This window comes from Stenotrophomonas rhizophila (assembly GCF_003651185.1).
GTDB classification, from domain to species: Bacteria; Pseudomonadota; Gammaproteobacteria; order Xanthomonadales; family Xanthomonadaceae; genus Stenotrophomonas; species Stenotrophomonas maltophilia_Z.
On sequence record NZ_RCDC01000004.1, the window covers coordinates 449631 to 475052 of the forward strand.

19 protein-coding genes are annotated in these 25422 nt (G+C 67.2%); 4 read left to right on the forward strand and 15 right to left on the reverse strand.

What is annotated here, in order from left to right; translation table 11 throughout:
* Positions 1-127: 127 nt before the first annotated feature.
* From BCL79_RS01940 to BCL79_RS01995, 12 genes are all read right to left on the reverse strand, one after another.
* The gene (locus tag BCL79_RS01940) at positions 128-844 is read right to left on the reverse strand and encodes a pilus assembly protein (protein ID WP_121036924.1); all 717 of its coding nucleotides are present in this window, start codon (positions 842-844) and stop codon (positions 128-130) included.
* Positions 845-867: 23 nt separating this feature from the next.
* Positions 868-1980 carry a CfaE/CblD family pilus tip adhesin gene (locus tag BCL79_RS01945; RefSeq protein ID WP_121036925.1) on the reverse strand — a complete coding sequence of 371 codons (1113 nt, stop codon included), beginning with the start codon at positions 1978-1980 and terminating at the stop codon, positions 868-870.
* Between the two features lie 17 nt (positions 1981-1997).
* A complete protein-coding gene (locus tag BCL79_RS01950; protein ID WP_259462078.1) occupies positions 1998-4664 on the reverse strand; it encodes a TcfC E-set like domain-containing protein in 2667 nt (888 codons plus the stop codon).
* A gap of 102 nt (positions 4665-4766) precedes the next feature.
* Positions 4767-5282, reverse strand: a complete 516-nt coding sequence (locus BCL79_RS01955) for a CS1 type fimbrial major subunit (protein WP_121036927.1) — start codon at positions 5280-5282, stop codon at positions 4767-4769.
* A gap of 176 nt (positions 5283-5458) precedes the next feature.
* On the reverse strand, positions 5459-6175 hold the full coding sequence (locus BCL79_RS01960; RefSeq protein ID WP_147433832.1) for a response regulator transcription factor: 717 nt from the start codon (positions 6173-6175) through the stop codon (positions 5459-5461).
* A gap of 217 nt (positions 6176-6392) precedes the next feature.
* Positions 6393-7163 carry a 2,3-dihydro-2,3-dihydroxybenzoate dehydrogenase gene (locus BCL79_RS01965; protein ID WP_121036929.1) on the reverse strand — a complete coding sequence of 257 codons (771 nt, stop codon included), beginning with the start codon at positions 7161-7163 and terminating at the stop codon, positions 6393-6395.
* Positions 7160-11071 (reverse strand): non-ribosomal peptide synthetase, encoded by a 3912-nt coding sequence (locus BCL79_RS01970; protein WP_121036930.1) that lies wholly within the window; start codon positions 11069-11071, stop codon positions 7160-7162. Before BCL79_RS01970 ends, BCL79_RS01965 begins: the two co-directional genes overlap by 4 nt.
* Positions 11068-11319, reverse strand: coding sequence for a phosphopantetheine-binding protein (locus tag BCL79_RS01975; RefSeq protein ID WP_121036931.1), 252 nt, complete (start codon positions 11317-11319; stop codon positions 11068-11070). The genes BCL79_RS01970 and BCL79_RS01975 overlap by 4 nt, the downstream gene beginning before the upstream one ends.
* Positions 11316-11951, reverse strand: coding sequence for an isochorismatase family protein (locus BCL79_RS01980; RefSeq protein WP_121036932.1), 636 nt, complete (start codon positions 11949-11951; stop codon positions 11316-11318). Before BCL79_RS01980 ends, BCL79_RS01975 begins: the two co-directional genes overlap by 4 nt.
* The gene (locus BCL79_RS01985) at positions 11951-13603 is read right to left on the reverse strand and encodes a (2,3-dihydroxybenzoyl)adenylate synthase (RefSeq protein ID WP_121036933.1); all 1653 of its coding nucleotides are present in this window, start codon (positions 13601-13603) and stop codon (positions 11951-11953) included. Before BCL79_RS01985 ends, BCL79_RS01980 begins: the two co-directional genes overlap by 1 nt.
* A gap of 16 nt (positions 13604-13619) precedes the next feature.
* The gene (locus BCL79_RS01990; protein WP_121036934.1) at positions 13620-14798 is read right to left on the reverse strand and encodes an isochorismate synthase; all 1179 of its coding nucleotides are present in this window, start codon (positions 14796-14798) and stop codon (positions 13620-13622) included.
* Positions 14795-15994, reverse strand: a complete 1200-nt coding sequence (locus BCL79_RS01995; protein WP_121036935.1) for an MFS transporter — start codon at positions 15992-15994, stop codon at positions 14795-14797. The genes BCL79_RS01990 and BCL79_RS01995 overlap by 4 nt, the downstream gene beginning before the upstream one ends.
* Positions 15995-16465: 471 nt before the next feature.
* Here BCL79_RS01995 and BCL79_RS02000 point away from each other — a divergent pair, with 471 nt between their 5' ends.
* The 4 genes from BCL79_RS02000 (at position 16466) to BCL79_RS02015 (ending at position 20807) form a co-directional block, all read left to right on the forward strand.
* On the forward strand, positions 16466-18847 hold the full coding sequence (locus BCL79_RS02000) for a ribonucleoside-diphosphate reductase subunit alpha (RefSeq protein WP_121036936.1): 2382 nt from the start codon (positions 16466-16468) through the stop codon (positions 18845-18847).
* Between the two features lie 125 nt (positions 18848-18972).
* Complete coding sequence (locus tag BCL79_RS02005; protein WP_088434232.1) at positions 18973-20013, forward strand: ribonucleotide-diphosphate reductase subunit beta; 1041 nt, start codon at positions 18973-18975, stop codon at positions 20011-20013.
* Positions 20014-20025: 12 nt separating this feature from the next.
* Positions 20026-20490, forward strand: coding sequence for a flavodoxin (locus BCL79_RS02010; protein ID WP_121036937.1), 465 nt, complete (start codon positions 20026-20028; stop codon positions 20488-20490).
* On the forward strand, positions 20484-20807 hold the full coding sequence (locus BCL79_RS02015; protein ID WP_121036938.1) for a thioredoxin family protein: 324 nt from the start codon (positions 20484-20486) through the stop codon (positions 20805-20807). The genes BCL79_RS02010 and BCL79_RS02015 overlap by 7 nt, the downstream gene beginning before the upstream one ends.
* A gap of 711 nt (positions 20808-21518) precedes the next feature.
* On the opposite strand, the gene BCL79_RS02025 is transcribed toward BCL79_RS02015, so the two are convergent.
* From BCL79_RS02025 to BCL79_RS20215, 3 genes are all read right to left on the reverse strand, one after another.
* Positions 21519-21830: a DUF3817 domain-containing protein gene (locus BCL79_RS02025; protein WP_428999437.1), complete on the reverse strand. Its 312-nt coding sequence runs from the start codon at positions 21828-21830 to the stop codon at positions 21519-21521.
* A gap of 122 nt (positions 21831-21952) precedes the next feature.
* A complete protein-coding gene (locus BCL79_RS02030) occupies positions 21953-23563 on the reverse strand; it encodes a ShlB/FhaC/HecB family hemolysin secretion/activation protein (RefSeq protein ID WP_147433833.1) in 1611 nt (536 codons plus the stop codon).
* A gap of 20 nt (positions 23564-23583) precedes the next feature.
* Positions 23584-25422 (reverse strand): hypothetical protein (locus BCL79_RS20215; protein WP_183073638.1); only part of this gene is annotated, 1839 nt, incomplete at its 5' end.

Below are 25422 nucleotides of genomic sequence, written 5' to 3' on the forward strand. Positions count from 1 at the left end.
TCCATGGGTCAAAAAAAGAAAAAGGCAAAGCGTTGCCGTCCACGGCGGTGCCGCGGTGGCAGAAGGGAAGCGAGCAGATACCCGGCCGCGCCGTTTGCGGCGGCGACCGGAATACAGCGCGGCCGTCTTAGGGCGTGAGCACCTTGTGGTGGTCCCGATACCCCTGGTAGCTCAGGCGATAGGACACGGTGATCTGCGAGGTGCCAGCGGGATCGAACGGCAGCGCCATGCGCGCACCCGGATACACGCTGCGTTCCACGGCGTGTTCGGTGCATTGCGTCGCAGCCGTACACGCCCGGATGCTGGTCACGCCCAGGCGGACATTGCCGACGTTGTGCAGTTCAGCCCCATCAATACGCATGTCCGGCACGGGCTGGGCCGGGATGACGTGGACCAGTGCGCCCCAGACCAGGCTGACGCCGACGTTGGCGACCGGGTTGTCCGGTTCTTGCTCGGCACTCTCTTCGCGCGGGGGCGGGACACCCTCGAAATACACCCGGTACGGCGTTTCCTGCTGGACCGATGCCAACGGAATGACCCGGACCAGCCGGTTGCCGCCCCCGGCGAGCACGAACTTGCCGGGGGTGACCGCCACGCCATCGCGGTGGCCGGGTGCAAGTTCGACCTCGGTTTCTTCTTCGGTGCCCGGATGCTCGAGGCGCAGCACCCGGGTCTGCACGTACTGGGTGCGGCTGGTCTGCGAATGCGCCCGGATCTGCCCGGTATGGCCATCGTGCACCGGCAGGCGCATGGGGTGCACGCTCAGGTTGGCGTTTGCGGGCGCGGCCAATGTGGCCGCCGCCAGGAAAAGGAGGGCCTGCAGGCGAGCGATGGGGCTGTTCATTACGGTGTCTCGTTGGGGGGCCATCAGGGCGTGCCCGTGGGAACGTTCAGGACGATGGTCAAATTGCCTTGGTAGTAGCCTTCGGTTTTGGACGAGGCATCCACGCGCGGCACCTCCAGGGTCAGCGGTGTGGGCACGCAGTACACCGGCAGCGCCATGCCCGGCAGCACCACCAGGCGCAGCTCCGCACTATCGATGCCATTCAAGGGCTCCAGCCGTCCGTTCTGCATCCGGATCGGCACGCCGGCATGGCGCAGGGTGACGGTGTAATCCAGCCGGTCGCGTTCGTCGCTGCCGATGGCCGCCGCATTCCAGACCGAGAACCGCTCGGGCGGGCGCCCGGGCGCGGGCCGGCCCGTATCGGTGACGCTTATTTCCAGGTACGGGCTTTGCGAGCCGAGGCCGTCGTAAAGGCACATATCCAGGTCGCGCCGACCGGACAACGAGGGCGTGCCGACCGGGTTGTACTTCACGTTGAGCCCCACGTGCGGCGTGGCCTGGTCGTACTGGGGGAAGTAGATGCTGACGCGGTCGTGGTCGGTGATGGTGAGATCGAAGGTGAAGGTATAGCTTGCCAAGCGCCCGCCCTCTCTCTGCAGCGTGAGCTCAAGCGTGGCGTCCCACCGGCCCGCTACAAGCTTGGCTAACTCGCTCGAAGGAAGCGTGATTTCTGCGCCTGTTCCAACTGGCTTATCGACGACGCACACCGCCGACGTTGACGAGGACAAGGGGTAGCGTGCCGGTTGCCACCAGTCGCGAAAGCAGTTTTGTGTGCGTTCGATGCGAGACAAATGGCCACGTACCGAAAGCTCAACGGTCAAACCACTCCGACGCTCCCGGAAGCGGAGCGGAATCTCACTGCCACTTCCCACCGGCTCGCCCGTGTCCGCCGTGGGGCATCGGCCGTGACTTGGGTCAGAATTGGATCTACAGACCATGTACACGCCGCCGTACCCATCGCCTTCCGCATAGCTGTGCGCAAGGATCGTTCGGGCCGGAAAGAGAATCTGATCCCCTGGCATCACGCTCCGGTCGTAAGTGAGTGCGATGCGCTCATGCTTGTCCGATGGGCTGACTTCCGGCGGGCGCTGCGCTTTTGCCGGCAGTACTGTGCCAACCAGAATGCTCAGCGCCATGATCCAATCCAGCGCCCTCATGGCTGCGCCCCCGCCACCGAAGGCAGCTGCTCGCCCAGCGCCTGCTCGCGCAGCAACCGCTGCACCCGCGCCTGCTGCTGGATCTTCGACGGTAGCCGGTCAACGGCCAATGGCTGGCAGCGCACCGCACCCACCATGAACACCACGCTGCGGCGCTCACGCACCTGCAGGGGGCACTCCATCAGGCGGTTTTCCTGCAGCAGATACAGGGTTTTTTCGCGCTGCGGGAAATCGGCGATGAAGCCGCCGTCATTTCCCAGCGAAGGCAGCGGCGCGTTGAGGATGCGTGCGCCGTGGAGGGCGACGCCCTCGTCGTCGTGGGCGCTGCCGATGAAGGTGTAGGTCAGGTCAAGTTCGATGGGCATCATCCAGAGTTTTCCAGGTGGCAGGAACAGGGACTGGCCACTGCCCTGCCCCTCCACGCGCACGGCGGCGGCAACGTCGTGCGCGCTGACGTCCTGCACTTCGGCACGGGTGAGGGTGTAGCTGCTCAGCGGCAGCAGGCAGCGCTGGCCGAAGCGCAGCGTCTGGCGGCGGGCACCGGCCACGCGCACCTCGGCCGCGTGGCCGTTGAGTTCGATGTCTTCGGGGGTGTCCACCTGCACGGCGACACCCGCCCCGCTGCCGTACTCACTGCCCCAGAACAGCCCGCCCCGGCCCACTGCGAAGGAGGAGGTATGCGTGGCCGTATAGCTCGTTTCCCCCTGGTCGCGGCTGCGGTAGTGCGAGGCGGTGGCGGCGGTGGCGCCGTAATCATCCTGCTGGCGCACGCTGGCGCTGGCACTGTTCTGCCCGTTGCTGCGGCCATTGAACTCGCCGCCCAGCTCGCGGTAACCGGTGCCCCACTCCCAGCGGCGGGTACGGCCGATGCGATAGCCGGCGCGCGGTTGCTCCTCGCGGCCATGCTGCAGGTCCAGCCCAACGCGGTCCTGGCGGGTGGTCATCGGTGTGCGGACCACGCGGGATACGGCCAGGTTGACGTACACCCCGTTGTCGCGGCGGGGGCCCTGGCTGGCGCCGGTGTGCTGGGTGAATGCGCCGGTGCGCGTGGCCAGGCTCATGCCGCGCCACTGGAAGCTGCGGCTGTAGTTGGCCTGCAACGTGCGGGTGAGCTGGCCTTCGCGGTCTCCCGGGCGCCACGGCGCGCCGGGCGGCAGGCCGTCGTCGAACCACGGCAGCAGGTTCTGCTCGCGGCCCAGCGTGAAGGTGGTACGGCGGGTATAGCCGAAATAGAGGTTGCCGCCCGCCAACGGGGTGGACAGCGAGGCACTGAGCGCATCGCTGCAGCCCAGCGATTCGGGGTTGATGTAGTTGCCACGGCAGGCCCCACCGCGCATGCGCTGGTGATAGACCGTGCCCGACACACGATGGCGGTACGTTGCCTGCTGCTGCAGGCCGCGGCTGCCGTCATCGCCGCGCAGCATCGCACTGCTGCCGGTGAATTCATGGGTGCCCAACGCCTTGCGGCCCTCCAGGCGGAGCTCGCCGTAGGCGATGTTGTCAACGATGGCCGAGCCCACGGTCATGGCCAGGTTGGGGTGCAGCGGCAGGCGCAGGCCGGCCTGCAGCGCGCCGCGGTGATCGCGCTCATCGTGCGTGATCAGCCGCCCGCCCTGCACGAACCATTGCCTGCTGTCCTCATCCCAGGTGGCACCGGATTTACTGAACGGCGCGTCTTCGGTGCGCACCAGTACGCCATCTTCAAAGATGCGCAGGTTGACCAGATAGCTGCCAGTCGGAAACCGCGTGGTGTCCAGATCATTGATGCCGCTGTCCAGGTAGAAGCTCTGCAGCAGGCGCTGCCCATCGTAGGCATCCACGCGTGCGTTGCGGCTGAGCAGCACGGTCAACGGGCTGCCCTGCCCGATCACCGCCCGGTCCAGATAGGCCTGGGTGGTGCCGAAGCGGACGCCCTCGAAGCGGTCCAGCGGCAGCATGCTGAAAGCGAAATTGCCGCCCTCGGCGCTGGAGAGGTTGCGGCGGTCCATGCGGCCCACCTGCACATAGTGCTTGCGCGCCAGATCATTGCGCAGGTACAGGTCATTGAAGGACAACGTATCGCGGCTGCCAAGGCCGCGCTGCTGCTGCCGGTTGTAGGTCCAGTCCACGCCGATGTGTCCGTCGCGGAACACCCCCAGCATGCCGGTGCCCATCGCCGAGAGGCTCATGTAGCCGCTGCCACCACTGATGTTGAACATCTGCTGGTGCAGCAGGGCGTTCTGCGCGGCCTCGTTGGGGCGGTGGTAGCGGTCACGCACCGGGCTTGCCGACGGCAGCCACTGGCGTGCCGGGAAGAGATTCAGTACGCCTTCGTTTTCATCGTGGATCACCCCGATGCTGGTCGGGTCATCGGTGGGCGCCAGGTAGCCGCAGCCACTGTCCGGCACCACGTTGTCGCAGGCGAGGTGACCATTGCGCGGCAGCGTGGCCGACAGTGCCGGCACGAGTGCGGCCTTGGCCTCCTCACTGAGCTCCAGCGCGGTCAGCACCGGCTCCGGATCCAGCAGGCGCACGCCGTCGGGCGTGACGAACACCGGCCAGACGCCTGCCGAGCGCCCCATCAAACGGACGTCGAGCTGTTCGGTCTGGCCGGCCACAAGGTCCTCGAATCCGGCGGGCACCGGGCGCGCGCCCGCAGCGGCGCAGGCGAGCACGGCAGCCATGGCCATGGTGAGGCGGGAACAGGATAGGTAAGGAGTGTGCATGGCAGGTAGCCCACAGCGCAGCCGCCCGGTCAGGCGGCGGCTGCACCGCACAGGCGTTTGTTACGACTTCTGCACCATGACGAGGCTGACGATGCCTTCATAGCGACCGGCAACGGCGATCGGGCCTGCGGTGGTCTGCGAGATCGTCAGCGGCAGCACGATCGAGGCGCCCGGGTAGTTGGAACCCGGGAACAGCGAGGCTGCAGTGAAATCCACGCCGCCGACGGTCACCGCGACCGAGTTCAGATGGACCGACAGCGGCACGGCCGTTGCGGTCGGGCCTGCCATCGTCGGGATGAGGCTGGGTGCCGAACCGAGGCGCACGGTGATGTCCTTGGTGATGTCGTTGGAGAACACGCGCACCTGGTCGGTCCACGGCACCAGGCCGGCAGTGGTGCCGCTACCCGCACGGTAACCCAGCTCGACCACATCGCTCAGCGGGGTACCATCGGCCTTGAGCAGCGCAAGCGTCGGGTCGATATCGGCCCAGACGGTGATGTCGGCCTGTACCGCATGGGCGGACATCGACGCGGTTGCCAGGGCAGCGGCAGCGAACAGCTTGGTGATCAGGTTCATCGGGTTCTTTCCTTGGTGTTGTAGTTGGGGAGGCTGGCCGGGAAACGTGGGGAGCGCTGCGCGCCCTTCCCGACCAGCACCTCACAGTAGGCAGCCGCGTTGCGCGGCACCATGCAACAACTTGATAAAATTCCGTTACTTTCGAGAAGGGCGGACCTGTTCGCACTCTGCGCGGCTCAACTTCCGCTGGGCGACAGGCCGATGGACTTGGCATAGAGCATGAGCTCGTAGTCGGATTTCAGATTGAGCCGCTTCATCGCCGCGCCTTTCTGCCTGCTGATGGTGCTGACCGTCCGCCGATGGATGTCGGCGATCTGCTTGATGCTCAGGCCGTGTGCCATCAGCCGCACCACCTCGCTTTCCTTGGCGCTCAGCGCACGCGTGCCGGTGGCGGACGCCTTGAGCCGCTGGGCCAGATCGCCGGAGTAGAAGCGGCCGCCCGCCAGGACCGTGCTGACGGCCTCGGTGAGTACCGCCAATGCGCAGGTTTTCTCAAGGATGCCTTCAACCCCCAGCCGCGCCACCGCGCGCAGCACGACAAGATTGCTGAAGGAGGTCACCACGAGCAGGCGCACCCGTGGATGATTGCGGCGGATATCGGCCAGCATCCGAATGCCGTCCGGCCGTTGCCCGAAGGGCATGGAGAGATCGGTGATGACCAGTTCGCAGCGGTGCAGGAGCAGGAGATCCTCCAGCTGCGCGGCGTCGGCCGCCTCACCGACGATCGCCCACTCCGGTACGTGAGCAAGAACCGAGCGGAGACCGGTGCGGACGACGGGATGGTCGTCCGCCAGCAGGATGCGTTTCATGGCAAAGACCTCGTCGTTGGAATCGGTGCGCGCGCATTGATTGCTCACGCCGCGTCCTGCGGCGGCAACTGCGGTGTGGGTCAAGCGGGCGACCTTGTCGCGGGGCGCTCAACGACGCAGCAGGCAGCGCGTTCCCCGAGGACCGGGGACACCTTGAGGATAGGAGAAGTCGCTGCCCGGCCTCTATGACTCGAGTTGCATAATTCGCGTTCTGCAGTGGCTATCACTATTGCCAGCCACGATCAGCGCTACGGTCTGCGCCTGAACGCCCTGCCTCGGGAAGGAGGACGGCGGCTGCCGGTCACCCGCGCAGCGTCGCGCCGCCGTCCACGTAGAGATCGCTCATGGCGATATGCCCGGCCTGGTCGGAGAGCAGGAACATCACCGATTGGGCAATGTCGTCCGGGGTGGCCAGCTTGCGCAGTGGAATGCCGGCCTTGTAAGTCTCCAGCGAGCCGGCGATGACCCGCTCCGCGCCGTGGTCGTCGGCCCACATGCCGGTCTGCATGGGGGTGAGCGTGGAACCCGGGGCGACGATGTTGCAGCGGATGCCCAGCGGTGCCAGTTCCAGCCCCAGGCAGCGGGTGAACATGGTCGCGGCGGCCTTGGAGGCGGCGTAGGCGGCCATGCCGTGGCGCGGGACGCCTGCGGCGTTGGAGCTGACGGTGACGATGGCACCGGCCCGGCGTGGGCTCATTACCCGGGCCAGTGCCCGGCAGACGTGGAAGACGCCATCGGTGTTGACCGCGAAGACCTGCCGCCACTGCGCATCATCGATGCCGGTGACGGTGCCGACCTGCAGTACGCCGGCCACGTTGACGCCGAAGCCGATCGGGCCGATCTCGCGTTCGATCCACTCGACCAGCGCCTCCACCGCGCCGGAATCGGTGACATCCAGTGCGCGGGCGTGGAGGGGCGGCTGCCCTGCCCGCTGCTCGAGCACGGGCGCGGTGATATCGGTGGCGACCACGATGCTGCCGCTGTCACGCAACAAGGTCACCAGGGCCGCGCCGATGCCGCCGCTGGCGCCGGTGACCAGGGCGATGGTGCCGTCGAATCCGGTGAGTTTCATGCCGATGTCCTGAGTGCGTCGTGCCGCTGAAGGTGCGCATCGAGCCACGGCGCGATCTGCGCCACGGCATCGCGCCCGGTGAGTTCGGCGTGCAGATAAGGGAGTTCGATCGCCTCCACGTGCGCTGCGTGGGCCTGCCACAGGGCCGACTGCAACTGCGGGCGGTTGAGGTGGTCGCGGCCGGCCCGGACGTGCAGCAGCGGACCCTCGTAGTGCGTGTGGTGATGGGCGCGGATCAGGCGGTTGGTGCCGGTGACGGCCCGGACCACGCCATCGAGAACGATATCCGGCAGGTTGCCCAGCGCGCTGTCGCCGCGGCGCAGGAAGGCCAGGATGCGCGCGCGGGTGTCCAGCTCGGGGTGTGCATCCGGATCGTGGCCGGCGATGGCGAGCAAGGCGCGCAGCGCGGCGATCGGGTCCGGCTCGGGCTCGGCCCGCCAGCACTCGCTGGGGTACGCATCGAGCAGCGCCAGCACGCCCACCTCATGGCCGAGGCCGCGCAGGTGTACCGCCATCGCCTGGGCGAGGATGCCGCCGACCGACCAGCCTAGCAGATGCACCGGGCCGGGCCGACCCAACGCGAGAATGCGCGCTGCATAGTCCGCGGCCAGGGCCTCGATGCTGGTGGGCAGCGGCTGGTCGGGATCGAGCACGGGCGACTGCATGCCCTGCACCTCGCGCGTGGGCGACAGCGCCCGGGCCAGATCACGATAGTTCCAGGCGATGCCGCCTGCGGGATGGATGACATACAGCGGCGCAAGTGCGGCATCGCTCCTGGCCAGCCGGATCATCGGCGCGAGGCCATGATCGGCAGCGGCCGGCGGCGCATCGATCCGTGCCGCGAGCCCGGCCACGGTCGGGGCGGCGAACACCGCGCCCAGGCCGAGGTCGCAGCGCCACTGCTGCTGGATGGCCAGCAACAGGTGCACGGCACTGAGCGAGTCACCGCCCAATGCGAAGAAATCGGCGTCGGCGCTGACCGGTGCACTGAGTGAGAGCGTCTGCGCGAACAGCGCGGCCAGCGCCTGCTCGGTGGTGGTCACCGGCGCCACGCCCGTGGAGACCGCCTGGGTGGGCGCCGGCAACGCGGCGCGATCCAGCTTGCCGTTGGCGGTGACCGGCCAGTGTTCCACTGCCACGAAGGCGCTGGGCACCATGTAGTCCGGCAGGCGCGCGCCCAGATGGGTACGCAGCGTTTCCTGCTCCGGGCCACCCGTGTTGAGGTAGGCCACCAGCCGCGGTTCGCCCGGCCGGTCCTCGCGCAGCAGCACCTCGGCACGGGTGATGCCGGGTGCAGAGCGCAGTGCCGCATCGATCTCGCCGAGTTCGATACGCAGGCCGCGCAGCTTGATCTGGTGATCGTTGCGACCGAGGTACTCCACGGCCCCATCCTCGCGCCAACGCGCCACATCACCCGTGCGGTACAGGCGGCCCCCGGGCACGAACGGATCGGCCAGGAAGCGCTCGGCGGTGAGGTCGGCGCGGCCGAGATAGCCACGTGCCAGCTGCACCCCGCCGAGATACAGGTCGCCGGCCACGCCGGGCGGCAGCGGCTGCATCCGGGCATCGAGCACATACAGGCGGGTATTCCAGACCGGATGACCGATCGGCACCAGCGCGGAGGTGTCGTCGCGGCTGGCCGGCCAGAAGCTGACATCCACGGCCGCCTCGGTGGGGCCATAGAGATTGTGCAGTTCGGCGTGGACGGTGGCATGGAAGCGGTCACGCAACGCGGCATCGAGTGCTTCGCCACTGGTGAACACGCGTCGCAGTTGCAGCCCACGTGCGGCAGGGGCCGCCAGGAACGCGGCCAGCATGGCCGGCACGAAATGCAGGGTGGTGATGGCGTGCTCGCGAATCAATGCGGCCAGCGCCAGGGGATCGCGATGCGCCTCAGGCGGTGCCACCATCAGCGTCGCGCCGCTGATCAGCGGCAGGAAGAACTCCCAGACCGAGACATCGAAGGTGGCCGGGGTCTTCTGCAGGATGCGGTCGTCCGGTTGGAAGGCATAGTGCTCGCGCATCCACTCCAGGCGGTTGACGATGGCGCGGTGCTCGATCAACACGCCCTTGGGCTCGCCGGTGGAGCCGGAGGTATAGATGACGTAGGCCGCGTCTGCGGGCGCCGGTGCGGTGCCGAGTGCCGCGTCGCTGGCGTGCTGCCATTGCGAGGGGGGGAGCACGGCGGTGCCCGGGAAGCGGACGCGGTCCTGCTCCAGGGCCAGGACGCACGCCGGTTCGGCCGAGCGCAGGATCCGAGCGAGGCGCTCGTCCGGGTGGGCCAGATCCACCGGGAGGTAAGCACCCCCGGCCCGCAGCACCGCGACCAGGGCGATGATCAGCTCCAGCGAGCGCGGCAGCGCGACCACCACCCTCGCCTCGCGGCCGACGCCTTGCGCCTGCAGCTGCAGCGCCAAGGCACGGCTGCGCTGCTCCAGTGCAGCGTAGGTGAGCTGCTGCGTGCCGAAGACCACGGCGACGGCCTCGGGCGTTCGGTGCATGCGCGCGGTGATCAGTGCGGCGAGGCTGACCTCGGGCACGGGGTGCGCGGTGGCGTTGATGTCATATAGATAGCGCTGCGCTTCTTCTGGCGTGCACAGCGGCACCGCTGCAATCTCGCCCCCATCGGCCTGCACCTGCAGCGCGGCCGACACGAAATGCAGCAGCCGTGCGGCGTGCGCCTGCACCTGCGCGGCGGTATACAGCGCAGGATTGGCCTCGATCTCCAGATCGAGCACGGCGCTGCCATCGCCACGGAAGCCAAGCGTCACATCATCGACAGGACCGGTGGACAGCACCTCCAGCGTGGCGTGGACGCCGGCCAGCTGCAGCGGCCGATAGAACGGCTGCACGTTGACCAGCGGGCCATGCAGGCGACGCTGGCCACCGATCAGGCCGAGATCGCGACGCAGTTGCTCGCCGCGGTAACGCCCGTGGCGGCGGCCGCGCATCAGGCGCAGGGCGACCTCACGCACGAAGGCATCCACGCTGCCCTCGCCGGCCGTGACCCGCAGCGGCAATACGTTCATCACCATCGCCGGCACACGGGCGGAAACGCTGCCGAGCCGGCCCATGAACGGCACGCCGATGATGGCCTCGGCTTCGCCGCTGATCCGGCGGCAGTAGTCGGCACCGAGCGCGGTCAACAGGTCCGGCCAGGGCTGGCCGATCGCGGCGGCGGCACGGTGCAGGCGCTCGCGCAGGGCCGGCGCCATCGGCTGTACGTGGCGCAGTGCATCCGGTGCGGCGGCAGCAAGCCCGGCCTGCAGACCGGTGGCGCCCGGCGCATCGGCCATGAGCTCGCGCCAGTAGGTGGCATCGCGCGTGCGGCGCTCGCTGGCACGGTACGCGGCGTCTTCCTCCAACGCGGGGGCCAGTGGCGCCAGTGCGGCGTGTGATGCGTTGCCCGCATACAGCGCGCAGACCCGCTCGGTGAGCAGGCCCATGCCATAGCCATCGGTGGCGAGGTGGTGCACGCGCAGATACCAGACGCTGCGTGCCGGCCCAAGCAGGAACAGACGCTGCTGGCTGAGCCGGTCGCGGGCCGGATCGACCGGGTTGAGGCGGTCGCGCTGCATCGCCTCGCGCGCCGCCGCGGCCGGGTCCGGCTGATCGGACAGATCCATCACCTGCAGCGCCGGCGTGTGCTGTGGATCGACCCACTGCACGGGCAAGCCCTCTGCGCTCTCGACCATGCGCAGCGCCAGTGCCTCGGCCTCCTGCGCGGCCTGGTCGGCGGCGCGCACGAAGGCCGCGACGTCCAGCGCCCCTTCGATCCATACCGCATGGGCGGTGTTGAAGGCCGGGTTGTCCGGCGCCAGGCGCTGCGCGTACCACAGGCCAGCCTGCGCCTCGCTCAGCCCGCGAACGATGGGCTCGGCCGCACCCGGCACCGCACGGGCCTTCATGCGCTGGCCGCCGCCTGTGCCTGCAGGCGCTGCACCACCGTCCACCAGCCGCCGAGCGTGGCGTGCTCGGCCAGATGGCTGAACTCCAGCGCGATCCCGGTGTTGCCCCAGGCCAGCACCAGCCCCAGCACACGCATCGAATCCAGGCCGAGGTCCATCAGGTTCTCCTCGGTGCTGATGTCCTCGGGCGCTTCGCCGAGCATCTCGGCGACATCGGCGCGCATGCGCGCCAGGGTGAGTGCGGTCATGCGAGGGTCTCCAGCAGGTGATCGGTGGTCATCGGCACGCCACAGGTACGGGCGATCCAGTGCAGGGCGAAGTCATGATCGGCGCGCGAGAAATCGGCGACGGCATCGGCAGCGATGAAGCTCTCGATGTCACGCTGGAAGCCCTCGGCGACGGTGGCGGTGCAGCCGATGTGCGCGTACACGCCGGTGACCAGCAGCTGATCGCGGCCTCGCGCACGCATCATCGTCTCCAGATTGCTGCGCTGGAACGCGCTGTAGCGGTGCTTGACCAACACGTGATCGCCCGGCGCCGGGGCCACGGCCTCGACGATGGCTTCGTGTTCTTCGGTGGCGGACATGCCCGGGCCCCACAGGTCGGCCTGCAGGCCCCGGTCGCAGCGATCCTGGTTGCCCCGCTGGGCGGTGTAGAACACCGGGATGCCACGGGCGCGGCAATGCGCGAGCAGGCGGGCGATGTTGGCCACGGCCGGTGCCAGCGGCGCCGCATCCGGCGCGAACGCGGCCAGGAAATAACGCTGCATGTCGTGCACCAGCAGCGCCAGGCGCTCGGTCTGCGGCTGCCACGCGCCGCGCGGGGTGGGCAGTTCGGCCTGGGTCGGCAGGGGGTACGGTTGGATCTTGGGCAGCGCCATCAGCGCGTTTCTCCTGTCTGTTGCATGAAACGTTCGCGCAGCTGGGCACGCAGCTCGCGGCGGCTGATCTTGCCGACAGCGGTGGTGCCGAAGGCATCGACGAACACGATCTGGTCCGGCACTTTGAACGCCGCCAGGCCACGGCTGCGCACCCAGGCCTTGAGGCTGGCGGCCTTGGTCGGCTCGCCCTGGGCAATGATGAAAGCGCAGCTGCGTTCACCAAGGTAGGCATCGGGAATGGAGACCACCGCCGCATCGAACACGCTCGGGTGTGCCAGTAGATGGTCTTCGATCTCTTCGGCGGAGATCTTCTCACCGGCGCGGTTGATGTGATCGGTGGCCCTGCCCTGCACCACCAGATAGCCGCCCGGCAGGCGCTGCACCCTGTCGCCGGTGCGGTAGAAGCCGTCCTCGGTGAAGGCGCGTGCGTTGGCGGCGGGATCGTTGTGATAGCTGCGGATGGTGTACGGGCCGCGGGTAAGCAGATGGCCGGTCTCACCGTCTGCAACCGGGTTGCCGTGGTCGTCGACCACCAGCACCTCGTCGTCTTCGCTGATCGGGCGGCCCTGGGTGGAAACGATGATGTCTTCGCTGTCGTGCAGGCGGGTGTAGTTGACCAGGCCCTCGGCCATGCCGAACACCTGCTGCAGGGTGCAGCCCAGCCCGGCGATCACCCGGCGCGCGGCCTCCGGCACCAGCTTGGCGCCGCCGACCTGCACCACCTGCAGGCTGGAGAGATCGTGCGTGGTCGTTGCGGCCGCCTGCGCCCACAGCAGCGCCAGCGGCGGCACCAGGCCGACACAGGTGACCCGCTCGCGCGCGATCAGGCCGAACGCGGTCTCCGGGCCCGCGCCCGGGCTCAGCACCACACGGCCACCGGCGTACAGCGTGCCGAAGAACCCCGGCGAGCTCATCGGGAAGTTGTGCGCAGCCGGCAGCGCCACGAGATAGACGCTGTCCTGGGTGATGCCACAGATCTGGTTGCTGGCGCGGAAGGAATACAGGTAGTCGTCGTGCGTGCGCGGGATCAGCTTGGACAGGCCAGTGCTGCCCCCGGAGATCTGCAGGAAGGCGACCGATTGCGGGTCAGGATCGGCGGGCAGCTGATCAAGATCGCCTGCCAGCGACTCCAGCGCGGTGAACCCGGCCGCGTTACCGGCGATGATGACGTGCTGCACCTCGGGCACCTGCACCTGCAGTTCGCGCGCAAGGGTGCGGTAATCGAACCCCTCGTAGCTGGAGGCAGCGATATAGGCATTGGCCTCGGCCTTGCGGGCGAAATGCACGACCTCGGTGATGCGGTGCGCGGGCAATGCATACACGGGAATCAAACCAGCGCGGAACAACCCGCAGACCACGGTCACAAATTCCGGCACGTTGCCAAGCTGCACCACCACCCGGTCACCCGGGATCAAGCCCTGCGCGAGCAGGCCGGCGCCGATGCGGCCGGCCTCCTGCCACAGCTGGGCATAGGTGAGGCGCGTATCGCCGCCGACCACTGCGATATCACCGGCGAAGCGCTCGGCGCGTTCGCGCAGGAAGCCCGGAAAGGTCTCGCCGCGCCAATGGCCGGCCGCACGATAGCGCGCGACCAGGGCCGGCGGCCAGACCTGCCGCAGCGGCACCCGGGCGGAAGAGAAGGATGCGTTCATGGACAGCTCCCGCACATCAGAAAGGACGAACGTCATGGACGCCGAGCGCGGTCAGCAGGGCCATGAACTTGGCAGCCGTTTCGGCCACCTCGAGATCGGGTTGGGACTCGGCGACGATGCCGGCCCCGGCATACAGGCGCACTTCGGTGCCCTGCACGCGTGCGCAGCGGATCGCCACATACCAGTCGCCATCGCCCTGCGCATCGGTCCAGCCGACGGCGCCGGCATAGAAGCCCCGTGCGACCGGTTCAGCCTGACGGATCAGTTCAAGTGCCGGCTGGCGCGGCGTGCCGCACACCGCGGGGGTGGGATGCAGCAGTGCGACCAACGCGGCCGAGGACACCGAAGGATCCTTCAGCGTGCCGTGGATGCGGGTACCGAGATGCCACATGGTGGCGGTGGCGTGCAGTGACGGCCGCGGCTGTGCCTCGACGTGATGGCACAGCGGTGCCAACGCGGCCACGATGGCCTCGACCACGTGGCGATGCTCGTCATGGTCCTTGGCCGAGGCCAGCAGCGTCTCCGCGGCGCGTGCATCCTCGGCCGGATCGGCCGAACGACGGGCCGAGCCGGCCAGCGGATGCGAGAGCACACGGTCACCGCGTCGGGAGACCAGCAGCTCCGGGGTGGCGCCGACCAGCCAGGCCGCGTCGCCCGCACTTGCTGCGGGTACCGGGACCACGTAGGTCGCCACGCTGGGGTCTTTGCCCAGGCGTGCGGCCAGCACGCGCGGATGCAGCGGCTGCGCGGTGGTGACCCGCAGGCTGCGCGCGAGCACGACTTTTTCCAATGGGCAGTCGGTGCGCTGCAGTTCCGTGACGGCAGCCGCCACCGCCTGCGCATACGCATCGGCAGACGGTTCGGCGAGCACATCGCCAACGAGGGTCGGCGTTTCCACGCGGACCACCGTGGGCTGGCCAGACACCTGATCCGGCTGATACAGCGCATCGCCCTGCTCGGGATCAAAGGGTACCGCCCCCACCAGCAGGCGCGGGCCGGAGCGCGGCGCGGCAAAGAACGCGGCGACGCGCCCGGCCAAGGTGGCGGTGGCACCGGACGGCAGCCGCGCGCGCACACCGTGCGCTTCCATCGCCTGCTGCGGGCTGCGCAGCAGGAAGTACGGGGCGTCGGCCGCATCAGCGGTGGCTGTGTCGGTCATCTCATCGGCCACGCCGCTGGCGAGCATCTCGTTCATGCCGCACCCCGCGCACGATGCAGGGCGGCAGAGCCCGCCAGGATCAGCAGCACCACGCCCACCAGCAGGTACGGCGCGCTCGGCGACCACCGATACAACAGTGTGCCGATCATCGGCCCGACCACCATGCCCATGCCCTGCACCGACGCTACCGTACCTGCCGCAGCGCCCTGCTCATGCGCCTCCACCGAATCGGCCGCCAGCGCCTGGAAATTGGGGAACACGAACCCCATGCCGAACGCGGCGATCGCATAACTGGCCAGCAGCTGCCACGGCACACTGACCAGCGCGACCGACGCAAAGCCCAGCCCGGAGATCAGCGCCCCGACCAGGATCCAGCGCGTCGGGCGGATGTCCTTGAGCTTCATCACCAGCCCCTGGGCGAAGATCAGGCCGACACCGACCGCGGTCAGGGCCAGCCCGGCCATGCGCGCGCCGTCTGCCGGGGAGAGCTGCAGCCGATCAATCGCGAAGAAGCCGACCGTCACCTGCGCGACGGTGACCGAGATCATCGCGGCGAACACCGCCAGCAATGGCAGGCGCAGGCGCGCATCGCCCAGGCCGAGCGTTGGTTTCGGGCCGGTGTGCGTCGGCGCGACGGGCGGCGTATTCGGCAGGCGCCACCAGATCATCAGCAGCGACAACAACGGCAACAACGCGGCCACATACAGGGTAAGCGAGAGATTCTGGTAGGCGATCCAACCGGCGGCGGCCGGGCCCAGCACCATGCCCAGCGCATTGGCGGTGCCAAGCTTGGCCATCACGCTGCCGCGCTGCCCCGGGGCGGCCTGGTCGGCGATGATGGCCGCGGCGGTCGGCGGCACGGCGGCGTAGAACAGCCCGACCAGGGCACGCGTGCCGACCAGGACCAGCACGGAGAGCCAGATCGCTGGCGGTGAGGTCAGCGCCACATCCACGAACACCGCCAGCGCCACGTAGATCACCGCGTAGGCTGCCAATGCGATCAGCAGCACGCGCTTGCGCCCGATGCGATCACTGAGTGCACCCCAGCGGCGCGCCGACAGCATCCACAACACACCGGCCGCGGTGACCGACAGGCCGGCATGCCACTCGGCCAGGCCCAACACCCGCACCACCGGGCCGATCACGGATACGAACGCCATCATCGCCATGGTGCCGAGCAACGCGGCGGAAACGAGGGCGGGCAAACCGGAAACGACAGGACGTGAAGACATTGAACACCACAGCCAATAAGAAGTTGAACCACGCGGTGCGCCGACGCGCGCGCGGTTCTGCCATCCGGTTGCGAACGCATCACCGCCCTGTGATCCATCAAATGATAACGGCTCGCATTTGCGTTTGATAGTGCAATCTGTATCGCATGTTCAGGTGCGCAGGCGACACCCCCTGCGACAAAAAGACACTACATATACGGTTGACGAGCTCCCACTACCCCACTATGTTGTGTCCATCGGCTCCCCGCTTCCGCCAGGCCCGGTGCACCGTTGCAACGCCGCGTTGCTGTTGAACGCCCCGTTGCGCCCACCTGACCGGCGCCTGGAAGCATGGCCCGTCGCCACCGATGTGAGCCTGCGGCGACGTATTCCTGCACACGCAGGGCCTGCCCACCAATCACGCCCTCTGTCCGGCTGCCGCACGGCTCTGCCGCGCCGCCTGCTGGGCTCTGCGCCATGCATGGAGAACGCATGAACACCGACGACACCGTCGCTTCGACCCTCACCCCGCCCACGGACACCCCCGTTGATGCGGCCACCTGCAGTGAGACGCTGTGGATCACCAAGGAGGGCGGCAACCGACGCATGCCGTTCGACCAGGCGCGGCTGGAGCGCACCGTGCACAGCGTGCATGGCGAGTTCCCGCAGCTGGACGTGGCCGATTACCTGCGCAGCGTGCTGGGGCAGATCGCACGCCGACAGCAGCTCAGCGCCGATGAAATGGTGGACCTGCTGATCCGCGAGGCGGAATCGCGCATCGACCTGACCGCGCCGGACTGGGAGCACTTCGCCGCCCGCCTCTATCTGCGCCGCCTGTACAAGCGCGCCAGCAAGAACCGTTTCTACGATGCCACGCTGAAGTACGGCTCGTATGTGGGTCTGCAGGAAAGCCTGGCGGACCGCAACGTGTATTCGATCGACATCCTCAAGGCCTATTCCAAGGACGAACTGGAGGAAGCCGGGCAGATGATCGAGCCCGAGCGCGACACCTTGTTCGCCTACAACGGCCTGTACCTGCTGGCCACCCGCTACCTCGCCACCGACCACTCGCGCGCCGTCTACGAGTTGCCGCAGGAGCGCTGGCTGACCATCGCGCTGTACCTGATGCAGCACGAACACGAGCACGGCGAGCGCTCACGGCGGCGGCGCATGCTGCTGGTGCGTGAGGCCTACTGGGCGCTGTCCAACCTGTACATGACGGTGGCGACGCCGACGCTTGCCAATGCCGGCAAAGTGGGCGGCCAGCTGTCGTCGTGCTTCATCGACACGGTGGACGACAGCCTGCAGGGCATCTACGACTCCAACACCGACGTGGCGCGAGTCTCCAAGCACGGCGGCGGCGTGGGCGCCTATCTGGGCTATGTACGCTCTGCGGGCTCCTCGATCCGCGGCGTGGCCAATTCCTCCGGCGGTGTGGTGCCGTGGATCAAGCAGCTCAACAACACCGCGGTGAGCGTAGATCAACTCGGCCAGCGCAAAGGCGCGATCGCGGTGTATCTGGATGTCTGGCACCGCGACATCGAGGCGTTTCTCGATCTGCGCCTGAACAACGGCGACCAGCGCCTGCGCGCGCACGATGTGTTCACCTCGGTGTGCCTGCCGGACCTGTTCATGGAAGCGGTGGAGCGGCGCGGCGACTGGTACCTGTTCGACCCGTATGAGGTGAAGCGGATCAAGGGCTGGTACCTGCAGGACTTCCACGATGAGCAGCGCGGCCAGGGCAGCTTCCGCGCGAAGTACGAGGAGGTCGTCGCCGACGAGCGCATCAGCCGGCGCACCCTCAAGGCCATCGAGCTGTTCAAGCGGATCATGGTCAGCCAGCTGGAGACCGGCAACCCCTTCATGTTCTACCGGGACGAAGTGAACCGGATGAACCCGAACAAGCATGCCGGCAGCATCTACTCCAGCAACCTGTGCACGGAGATCCTGCAGAACATGAGCCCCACCCGCATGATCCAGGAGATGATCAGCGGCGACCAGATCGTGACGACCAAACAGGCCGGCGACTTCGTGGTGTGCAACCTGTCTTCGATCAACCTGGGCCGCGCGGTGACGGCCGCCCCGGACCTGCTGAGCAGCGATGTACTTGAGCGGCTGGTGCCAATCCAGGTGCGGATGCTGGACAACGTGATCGACCTCAATCAGCTGCCGGTGCCACAGGCCACCATCACCAACCGCAAGTACCGCGCGATCGGGCTGGGCACCTTCGGCTGGCATCACCTGCTGGCCCTGCAGCAGATCGAATGGAACTCCGCCCAGGCCGAGGACTACGCCGACAGCCTGTACGAGCGCATCAACTACCTGACCATCCAGGCCAGCATGACCCTGGCCAAGGAAAAGGGGCGCTACAGCGCGTTCGTCGGCAGCGACTGGCAGAACGGTGAGTACTTCCGCGCCCGTGGCTATGACAGCCCGGCCTGGCGGGAACTGGCGGCGCAGGTGGGCGTCAACGGGCTGCGCAACGGCTGGCTGATGGCGGTGGCACCGAACATGAGCACCGCCCAGATCGCCGGCTCCACGGCCTCGATCGATCCGGTGTACGGCGCGTTCTACTACGAAGAAAAGAAGGATTTCCGCCGCCCGGTCGCCGCACCGGGGCTGTCGCTGGAGACCTACCCGTACTACGAGAAAGGCGCCTACCGGGTGGACCAGTTCGCCAGCATCCGCCAGAACGCCCGCCGCCAGCGCCACGTGGACCAGTCGATCAGCTTCAACCTGTATGTGCCGAGCACCATCCGCGCCAGCACCCTGCTCGCGCTGCACATGAGTGCCTGGCGCGAAGGGCTGAAGACGACCTACTACGTGCGCTCCAACGACATAGACATTTCTGAGTGCGAATGGTGCAGCAGCTGACGTACGTCAGCCCGGTAGCTGACCGGTAGTGCCGGCCGCTGGCCGGCAACCCCACACATGCCCCGGTAGTGCCGGCCGCTGGCCGGCAACTCGCACTGCCAGAAGAGAAACTAGGACACACCCCGATGGCCATCCCCCTCGAACGCATCAAGATCCTCGAACCGCGCCACCCCAACCGCTCCACCGGCATCATCAACGGCCGCACCAGCGGCATCCTCAACTGGAACGATATCCCCTACCCGTCCTTCTACCGCGCGTACAAGGAGCTTTCGACCAACTTCTGGATTCCCGACGAAGTCGACATGAAGGGCGACGCGCGCCAGTACGGCGAGCTCAATGCGCGCGAGAAGAACGCCTACGACTCGATCATCGGCCTGCTGGCCACGCTGGACTCGCCGCAGACGCGCTTCATCTACAACGTTGCCGAGTACATCACCGATCCCGCCGCGCACGCCAATGCCGCGATCATCGGCCAGCAGGAAGTGATCCACAACGAGAGCTACAGCTACGTACTCGCCTCGATCGCCGGGCTGGCCGACCAGAACCGCGTGTTCGAGATCGCCCGTACCCACCCGACCATCCTGGCCCGCAACGCGCCGATCATGCAGTCCTACGATGACTTCATGCGCGAGAAGACCGCCGAGACGCTGATCCGCGCATTGATCCAGTCCTCGATCCTGGAAGGCATCAACTTCTACTCCGGCTTCGCGTTCTTCTACAACCTGGTCCGCCAGAACCGCATGACCGGTACCGGCAAGATCATCAGCTTCATCAACCGCGACGAGCTGGCCCACACCAAGTTCATCAGCGAACTGATCCGCGCCATCATCGGCGAGAATCCGGCGCTGCAGGGCGAGCAGCTGACCGCCTACGTGCATGAGGCCTTCGAGCACGCCATCCAGCTGGAAACGCGCTGGACCGGCGAGGTGCTGGACGGCATCGACGGCATCGACGTGGACGAGATGATCCGCTACGTGAAGTACCGCGCCAACAAGATGGCCGGCATGCTGGGCATCGAGAAGCTGTACAGCGAGACCAATGTCAACGTGATGCCGTGGATCAAGGCCTACGCCGACAACTTCACCGAGACCAAGACCGACTTCTTCGAAATGCGCAACGCCAGTTACAAGAAGACCAACGCGGACAACGGGTTTGACGACCTGTAAGGAGGCATGGCGATGCACATCCTGCTGGCCTTCGCCTCGCTGAGCGGCAACACCCGCGAGGTGGCCACGTTGATCCGGGCGCGCTGCGAGGCACTGGGGCACCGGGTGGACTGGGTCGACGTGGATGCCGTTGACGCGGCCGTGGCGCTGGCGGGAGAGCCACCTGCCCTGTGCCTGGTCGGTTCCTGGACGGACAACGCCGGGCGTACCCCGGCGGAGATGAAGGACTGCGTGGCCGCGCTGCGTGATCGCTTCGGGCTGCCACTGCCGTTCCCGGTGGCGGTATTCGGTACCGGCGAGACCCAATGGGGCGAGGAGTACTACTGCGGCGCCGCCCACCGGCTGGCGCGGTTCTTCGGCGCCCCGTACCCGGTGCTGGAGATCGAGCAGATGCCGCACGGCGCCGAAGACACCCACACCATCCACCACTGGACCGACACCGTGTTGGCCCATACCCAGAGCCCTACGACATGCTGACCCTGCACGCCCAGACCCCCGAGGATTACCACGCCGCCCTGCGCGAGCACCCGGCCCTGCTGGTGGATTTCCACAAGGACGACTGCCCGGGGTGCCGGATGCTGGAGATGTCGTTGGCCAGTGTCGCTGGCGCGATTGAAGACGCTGGCATGACCCTGCTGAAGGTCAGACTCGAGACGGTTGGAGAGGGATTGTTCCGCGAGCTCGGGTTGCGCCAGACCCCCACGTTGCTGGTGGTCCGCGACGGTCACGAAACCGCGCGGCTGGCGGGATTCCAGTCGCCGAAGCAGATTCTTGGCGTGCTGGGCGCTGGATGACGCATATGTGCACGTTTGGACTCGCTAATGCGGCGCGACTGCCGCTGGCTGGCGCCTCGCCAGTGCGCCACGTCGCCGTGACAAACTGGGCCTATCGGCATATACGGATTGCAGCCTCTTAAACGCACTGAGTCGATTAGATCTTTCGATCCAAACTCACATTGGGCGTTGCGTTGCAAAAATCGAAATGCTCTGCATCCACTATCAGCGTGCCTGAATGATCAGGCCCATGACGGAGAGATATCATGCAGATGGTCAGATTATTGTCCGCAGCTATCATCTCGGGGGTCGCCGTATTCACAGCATACGTGGCGGAAGGCGCACCTCCGTTCTGTGAAAAGCAATGCGACTATGGTTACAAGGCCTGCCTGAGGATAGGGGAGGAGCCGGTAAAGTGTAGGGAGGAGTATGCGAACTGCATGCAAGCTTGCAGAGACCACTCGGAACTAGCTACAGACATTCTGAGGTAGGGGGAGATCGCCACGTGGAATCGTCGCAGGCCAACCTTGGTCTGCGACTACTTCGGGTGCCTATCAATATTGAATCGCAATCGAACTCCCTAGCTCATCGGCAAGCTCTACGTCCAAACCACTCCGATAATAAACCCGCGACCGGGACACATCACTTCAATTGAAGCGCTATCTGCAATTGCAGACAGCACTCCATTCTTTACTTCATATGGCCAGCGAACATAGAGGCCCGATGCTGTCGTCAGCCATTCCGTGTAATCGGCGCCAACAAGAGCCCACGACGCTTGAACCACCACTCCAACGGCAGCGTCACCAGCGGCGGCACCGCAGCAGCCAATGCCAGCAGCGCGGCCCACCACGGCCAACGCAGGCGGATCGCGGCGAGCACCGATACCACCACGTAGACCATGAAGGCCACACCGTGCACCGGGCCGAAGATCTTGACCCCGACCGGGGTCGGATCGGCTGCCTGGTACTTGAAGTACATGCCGATCAACAGGCCGGCCCAGGTCAGGGCTTCAACGAAAGCGACCGTGGCGAACACGCGGCCCATGGGGCTGATTGGCAAGGCACGCTTCAAGATGGGCTCGGGGTCGTAACGGAAAGGACCCGCATCATAGCCAGCGAACGGTTTTGATGCGAATCATTCTCAGCATGCGGCGCCGGCCCTGCCGATCACCAGCGTGCACTGATGCGGAAGTCGGCGCGCAGGCTGTCATCGTCCTGCAGCACTTTGTCCAGTGGGTGGCCCAGGTCAAGGCTGTAGCTGTAGCGCTTGGCGAGCTGTCCATTCAGGCCGACGCCGACGCTGCTGATGCTGGCCGAGGTGGGGTAGTCGCCACGTACCTCGCCATGATCGAAGAACACGTAGACATCGTGCGCCTGCCGATAGGGCCGGTGCAGTTCGACGCTGCCGAAGTAGCCTTTCACCCCGGAAAGGGTGCCGCGAACATAGCCACGCACGCTGCCGATGCCGCCCACCTGGAACAGGTTGCTTGAGGGCAGGAAGTCGCCGTTGCTGAACTGCCAACCCAGCTGTGCGCGGTACAGCAGGCCGCTGCTGCCGATGCGCTGGGTCCAGCTGGTGGATCCGTTGGCGGTCGTGAAGGCACGCCCTTCGGCCAGCGTCTCATCGGTGCGGATGCGCGAGACGCCCTGATAGAACGTCCAGTCGTAGCCGTCATTGCGATAGCCGGTGCTGACACCCAGGGTCACCGTGGTCGAATCGACCTCCGACACCCGCACATCACCGATATCGGACACGGAGTTGCTGCGCGAGACGTTGGCGATGGTGGACAGCAGCCAGTTCGGCGTGGCCACCCACGGCTGGGTGAAATCCAGACCATAGCTGGTCGACTCGCCAGTGATGTCCAGGGCGCGGTAGGCACCGTCGATGATGTTGATCTGGCTGCGCGACACGCTGGCGCCGACACGGCCGTTGCGCGTGTTGACGATACCGGAGTAGCCGATGCGCCCTTCCAGGCCACCGCGCGACCACGCCACCGAGCCGGCCAGCAGGTCACTGATCCCCGCCAGACCCCAGAACTGGCCATGCGCACCGTAGCGCTCGCGGCCGGTGGTCTCTACGCCGGAATTATCGACGAATACGCCCCAGTTGCTTCGGTCCGGCACCTCCGCCAGCAGCACGATATCGGTCTGGCCGGCGGCCTGGCCGGGCCGCATCAGTGCACGCACCTGCAGATCGGTGGTGCGGTTGAGGTAGATCAGCTCATCGCGCAGGTGATCGCTGCGCACCACCTCCCCTACCGGCTGCCGCACCCGCCGCTCCACAAAGCGCACCGGCACCTTGCCCTCCCCGGTCACCTCCAGCGTACCCAGCGTGCCTTCCAGCAGGGTGACGTCAACGCGCCCTTCGTTGATCGACTGCTCGCGCAGAAGCGCGCGTGCCGTACTGATCCCGGCTGCCTCGTAAGCTGCATTGACGTCGGCCACCAGTGTCTCCAGCTCGGCCAAGTGGACCTCGCGCCCCTGGTAGCGGGCGGCGATCGCATCGAGCGTGGCCTTCGGCAGCAGCGCCGATGGACTGAAACGCACCTCGTTGAGCACGAAGCTGCCACGGACATCGGCCAGCCCGCGTTGCCCGGCCGGCGGAGGCGCCGGCTGCACCGGGTCCACCACCGGGCGCTCCGGCTGCAGCGGCTGGCGCTGCTCGTAGTAGCCGTCAATGCGCTGTGCGGTGTCCTTCCCCGCGGTGCCACTACTGTTCTGCGCATGTGCAAGACAGGGCAGCAGCGCGCTGCCGATCAGGAACATCCCTCGGTACATGGTGTGTTTTCCGTCGTTCATCAGTTGGGCGCCCCTAGGTTGACCGCGCCGCCCGGGGCCGGAGCCACCACATCGCGGGCGTTTGCTTCATCACCTTCCGCGGGCGCACGGGCGGGTACCGCCATCTCCGGCGAGCGGAGATTGAGCATGCGGCCCAGGTAGCGCACCGCGCTTTCGCCCAGGTAGGCCGGCCCGGCCTCGAGGTGGTCGCGGTTGTAGTTCGGGCTGCTCACCCCGACCCCATCGTTGAACCGCAGCACATAGGCGTCGGTATCCAGCAGGCGGCCATCGGTCGCCAGGTGGAAGCGGCGGTTCAACTGCAGCAGCTGCGCGTCCGCCGGGCGCAGCGCCGGGCTGGTGTTGTCCATCAGCACGTGCAGCGCCGGGGTGGTCAGGGTCATGGTGCGTTCCACATGGCCATCGGCGATGGCGACCTTCGCAGAGGAGGACGTCAGCTCTGCCTCCATTGCCCGCAGCGCATCGATCAGCCAGGCATCACGCGGCTGCACGTCCACCACGATCCGGCGGGCGACACCGTTGCGGTAGCCGGTCAGCGTGGTCGTCAGCAGGCCTGGGCCAGCATCGGACTGACTTACCTGCGCCTGCAGCTCATCGGCGGCCAGGTTCAGACGGGTATCGACCATCGCCTGTGCCAACGACAAGGTGTCACGTGCGGCCAGCTGTGCAGACGCCGCCTGCAACTGCCCACCGGCCAGCGAACCTGCCTGGGCGTCCATGTAGGCCGTGGTGCCTGCGCTGGCCCGCTCGAAGCCGATGCTGCCACCCGCAATGATCGACTGTGCGCCACCGCTGCGACCGTCACCGAAATGGATATCCCGACCCGCCTGCAGCGCTGCATCGCCGCCGGCCTGGTACACACCCCATTGCTGGGTGCCGCCGCTGGTGGCCACCAGGTCGCTGCCGGCGCTGGCCGCTTCGATCCGGATATCGCCCGCAGCCTGCACCTGCAGTGCCCTTCCCGCGTCCACCTGCCGGCCCAGGACATCCGAGCCGCGCGATGCCAGCGCGATGCCGCCGGCCGCCTGCAGGGCGTCGAACCGCAGCGCCTCGCTGGACGACAGCCCCAGATTGCAGCCCACGTTGAGCGTGCCGATGACCAGTGCGACACCGGCATCGCCGCGGAAGTTGCAACCCACACTTACCTCATCGGCGGAAAGGTTGGTGCCTGCGAGCCAGTCACCATCCACACCGATCACGGCCGTGCCCACATCGATGGACTGGCCGGCGCGCAGCGTCATCGAGCCGTCGACCGCCGCGCTGCCGAGGGTGATGGCGCCGTCAGCATTCGCCACCAGATCGCCGCGGCCATCGAAACGCTGGACGTGGGTGTCGCCACCGCTGCCCACCTGGGCATTGCCGCCGATGCGTGCGTTACCGACATCGACGTGACCCGCAGCGTTGATCACCAGTGACTGCGCGACCGTTGCATTGCCAAGCTGCACATCCGTGCCGCCATCCACACTTGCCTGCCCCCCCACGGCGGCATCGTCGATGGCCAGCAGACCTCCAGCGTTCGCAGCGAGGTCGCCGTTGCTGGTCAGCTGCTGGATCTGCAGCGCACCGGCCGCCTCCAGCTGCATCGCCGCACCGGAAGACAGTGTCTGCGCCACCAGCGTGGCACCAGTGGTTCCGTTCAGCGCCCCCTGCGCCTGCAGCGTGCCAATGCCCAGCGCCCCGCCACTGCGAAGCTGCGCACCGCCGCCGACGGTGGCGGTACGCATGTCCAGCCTGCCAGCCGCAGCAACGTTCAGCGACTGCCCGATCACCGCCTGGGCCAGGCGTACATCCGCGTCGCCTTCAAGGCGCGCATCGCCATCGGCCACCAGATCGCCGATGGC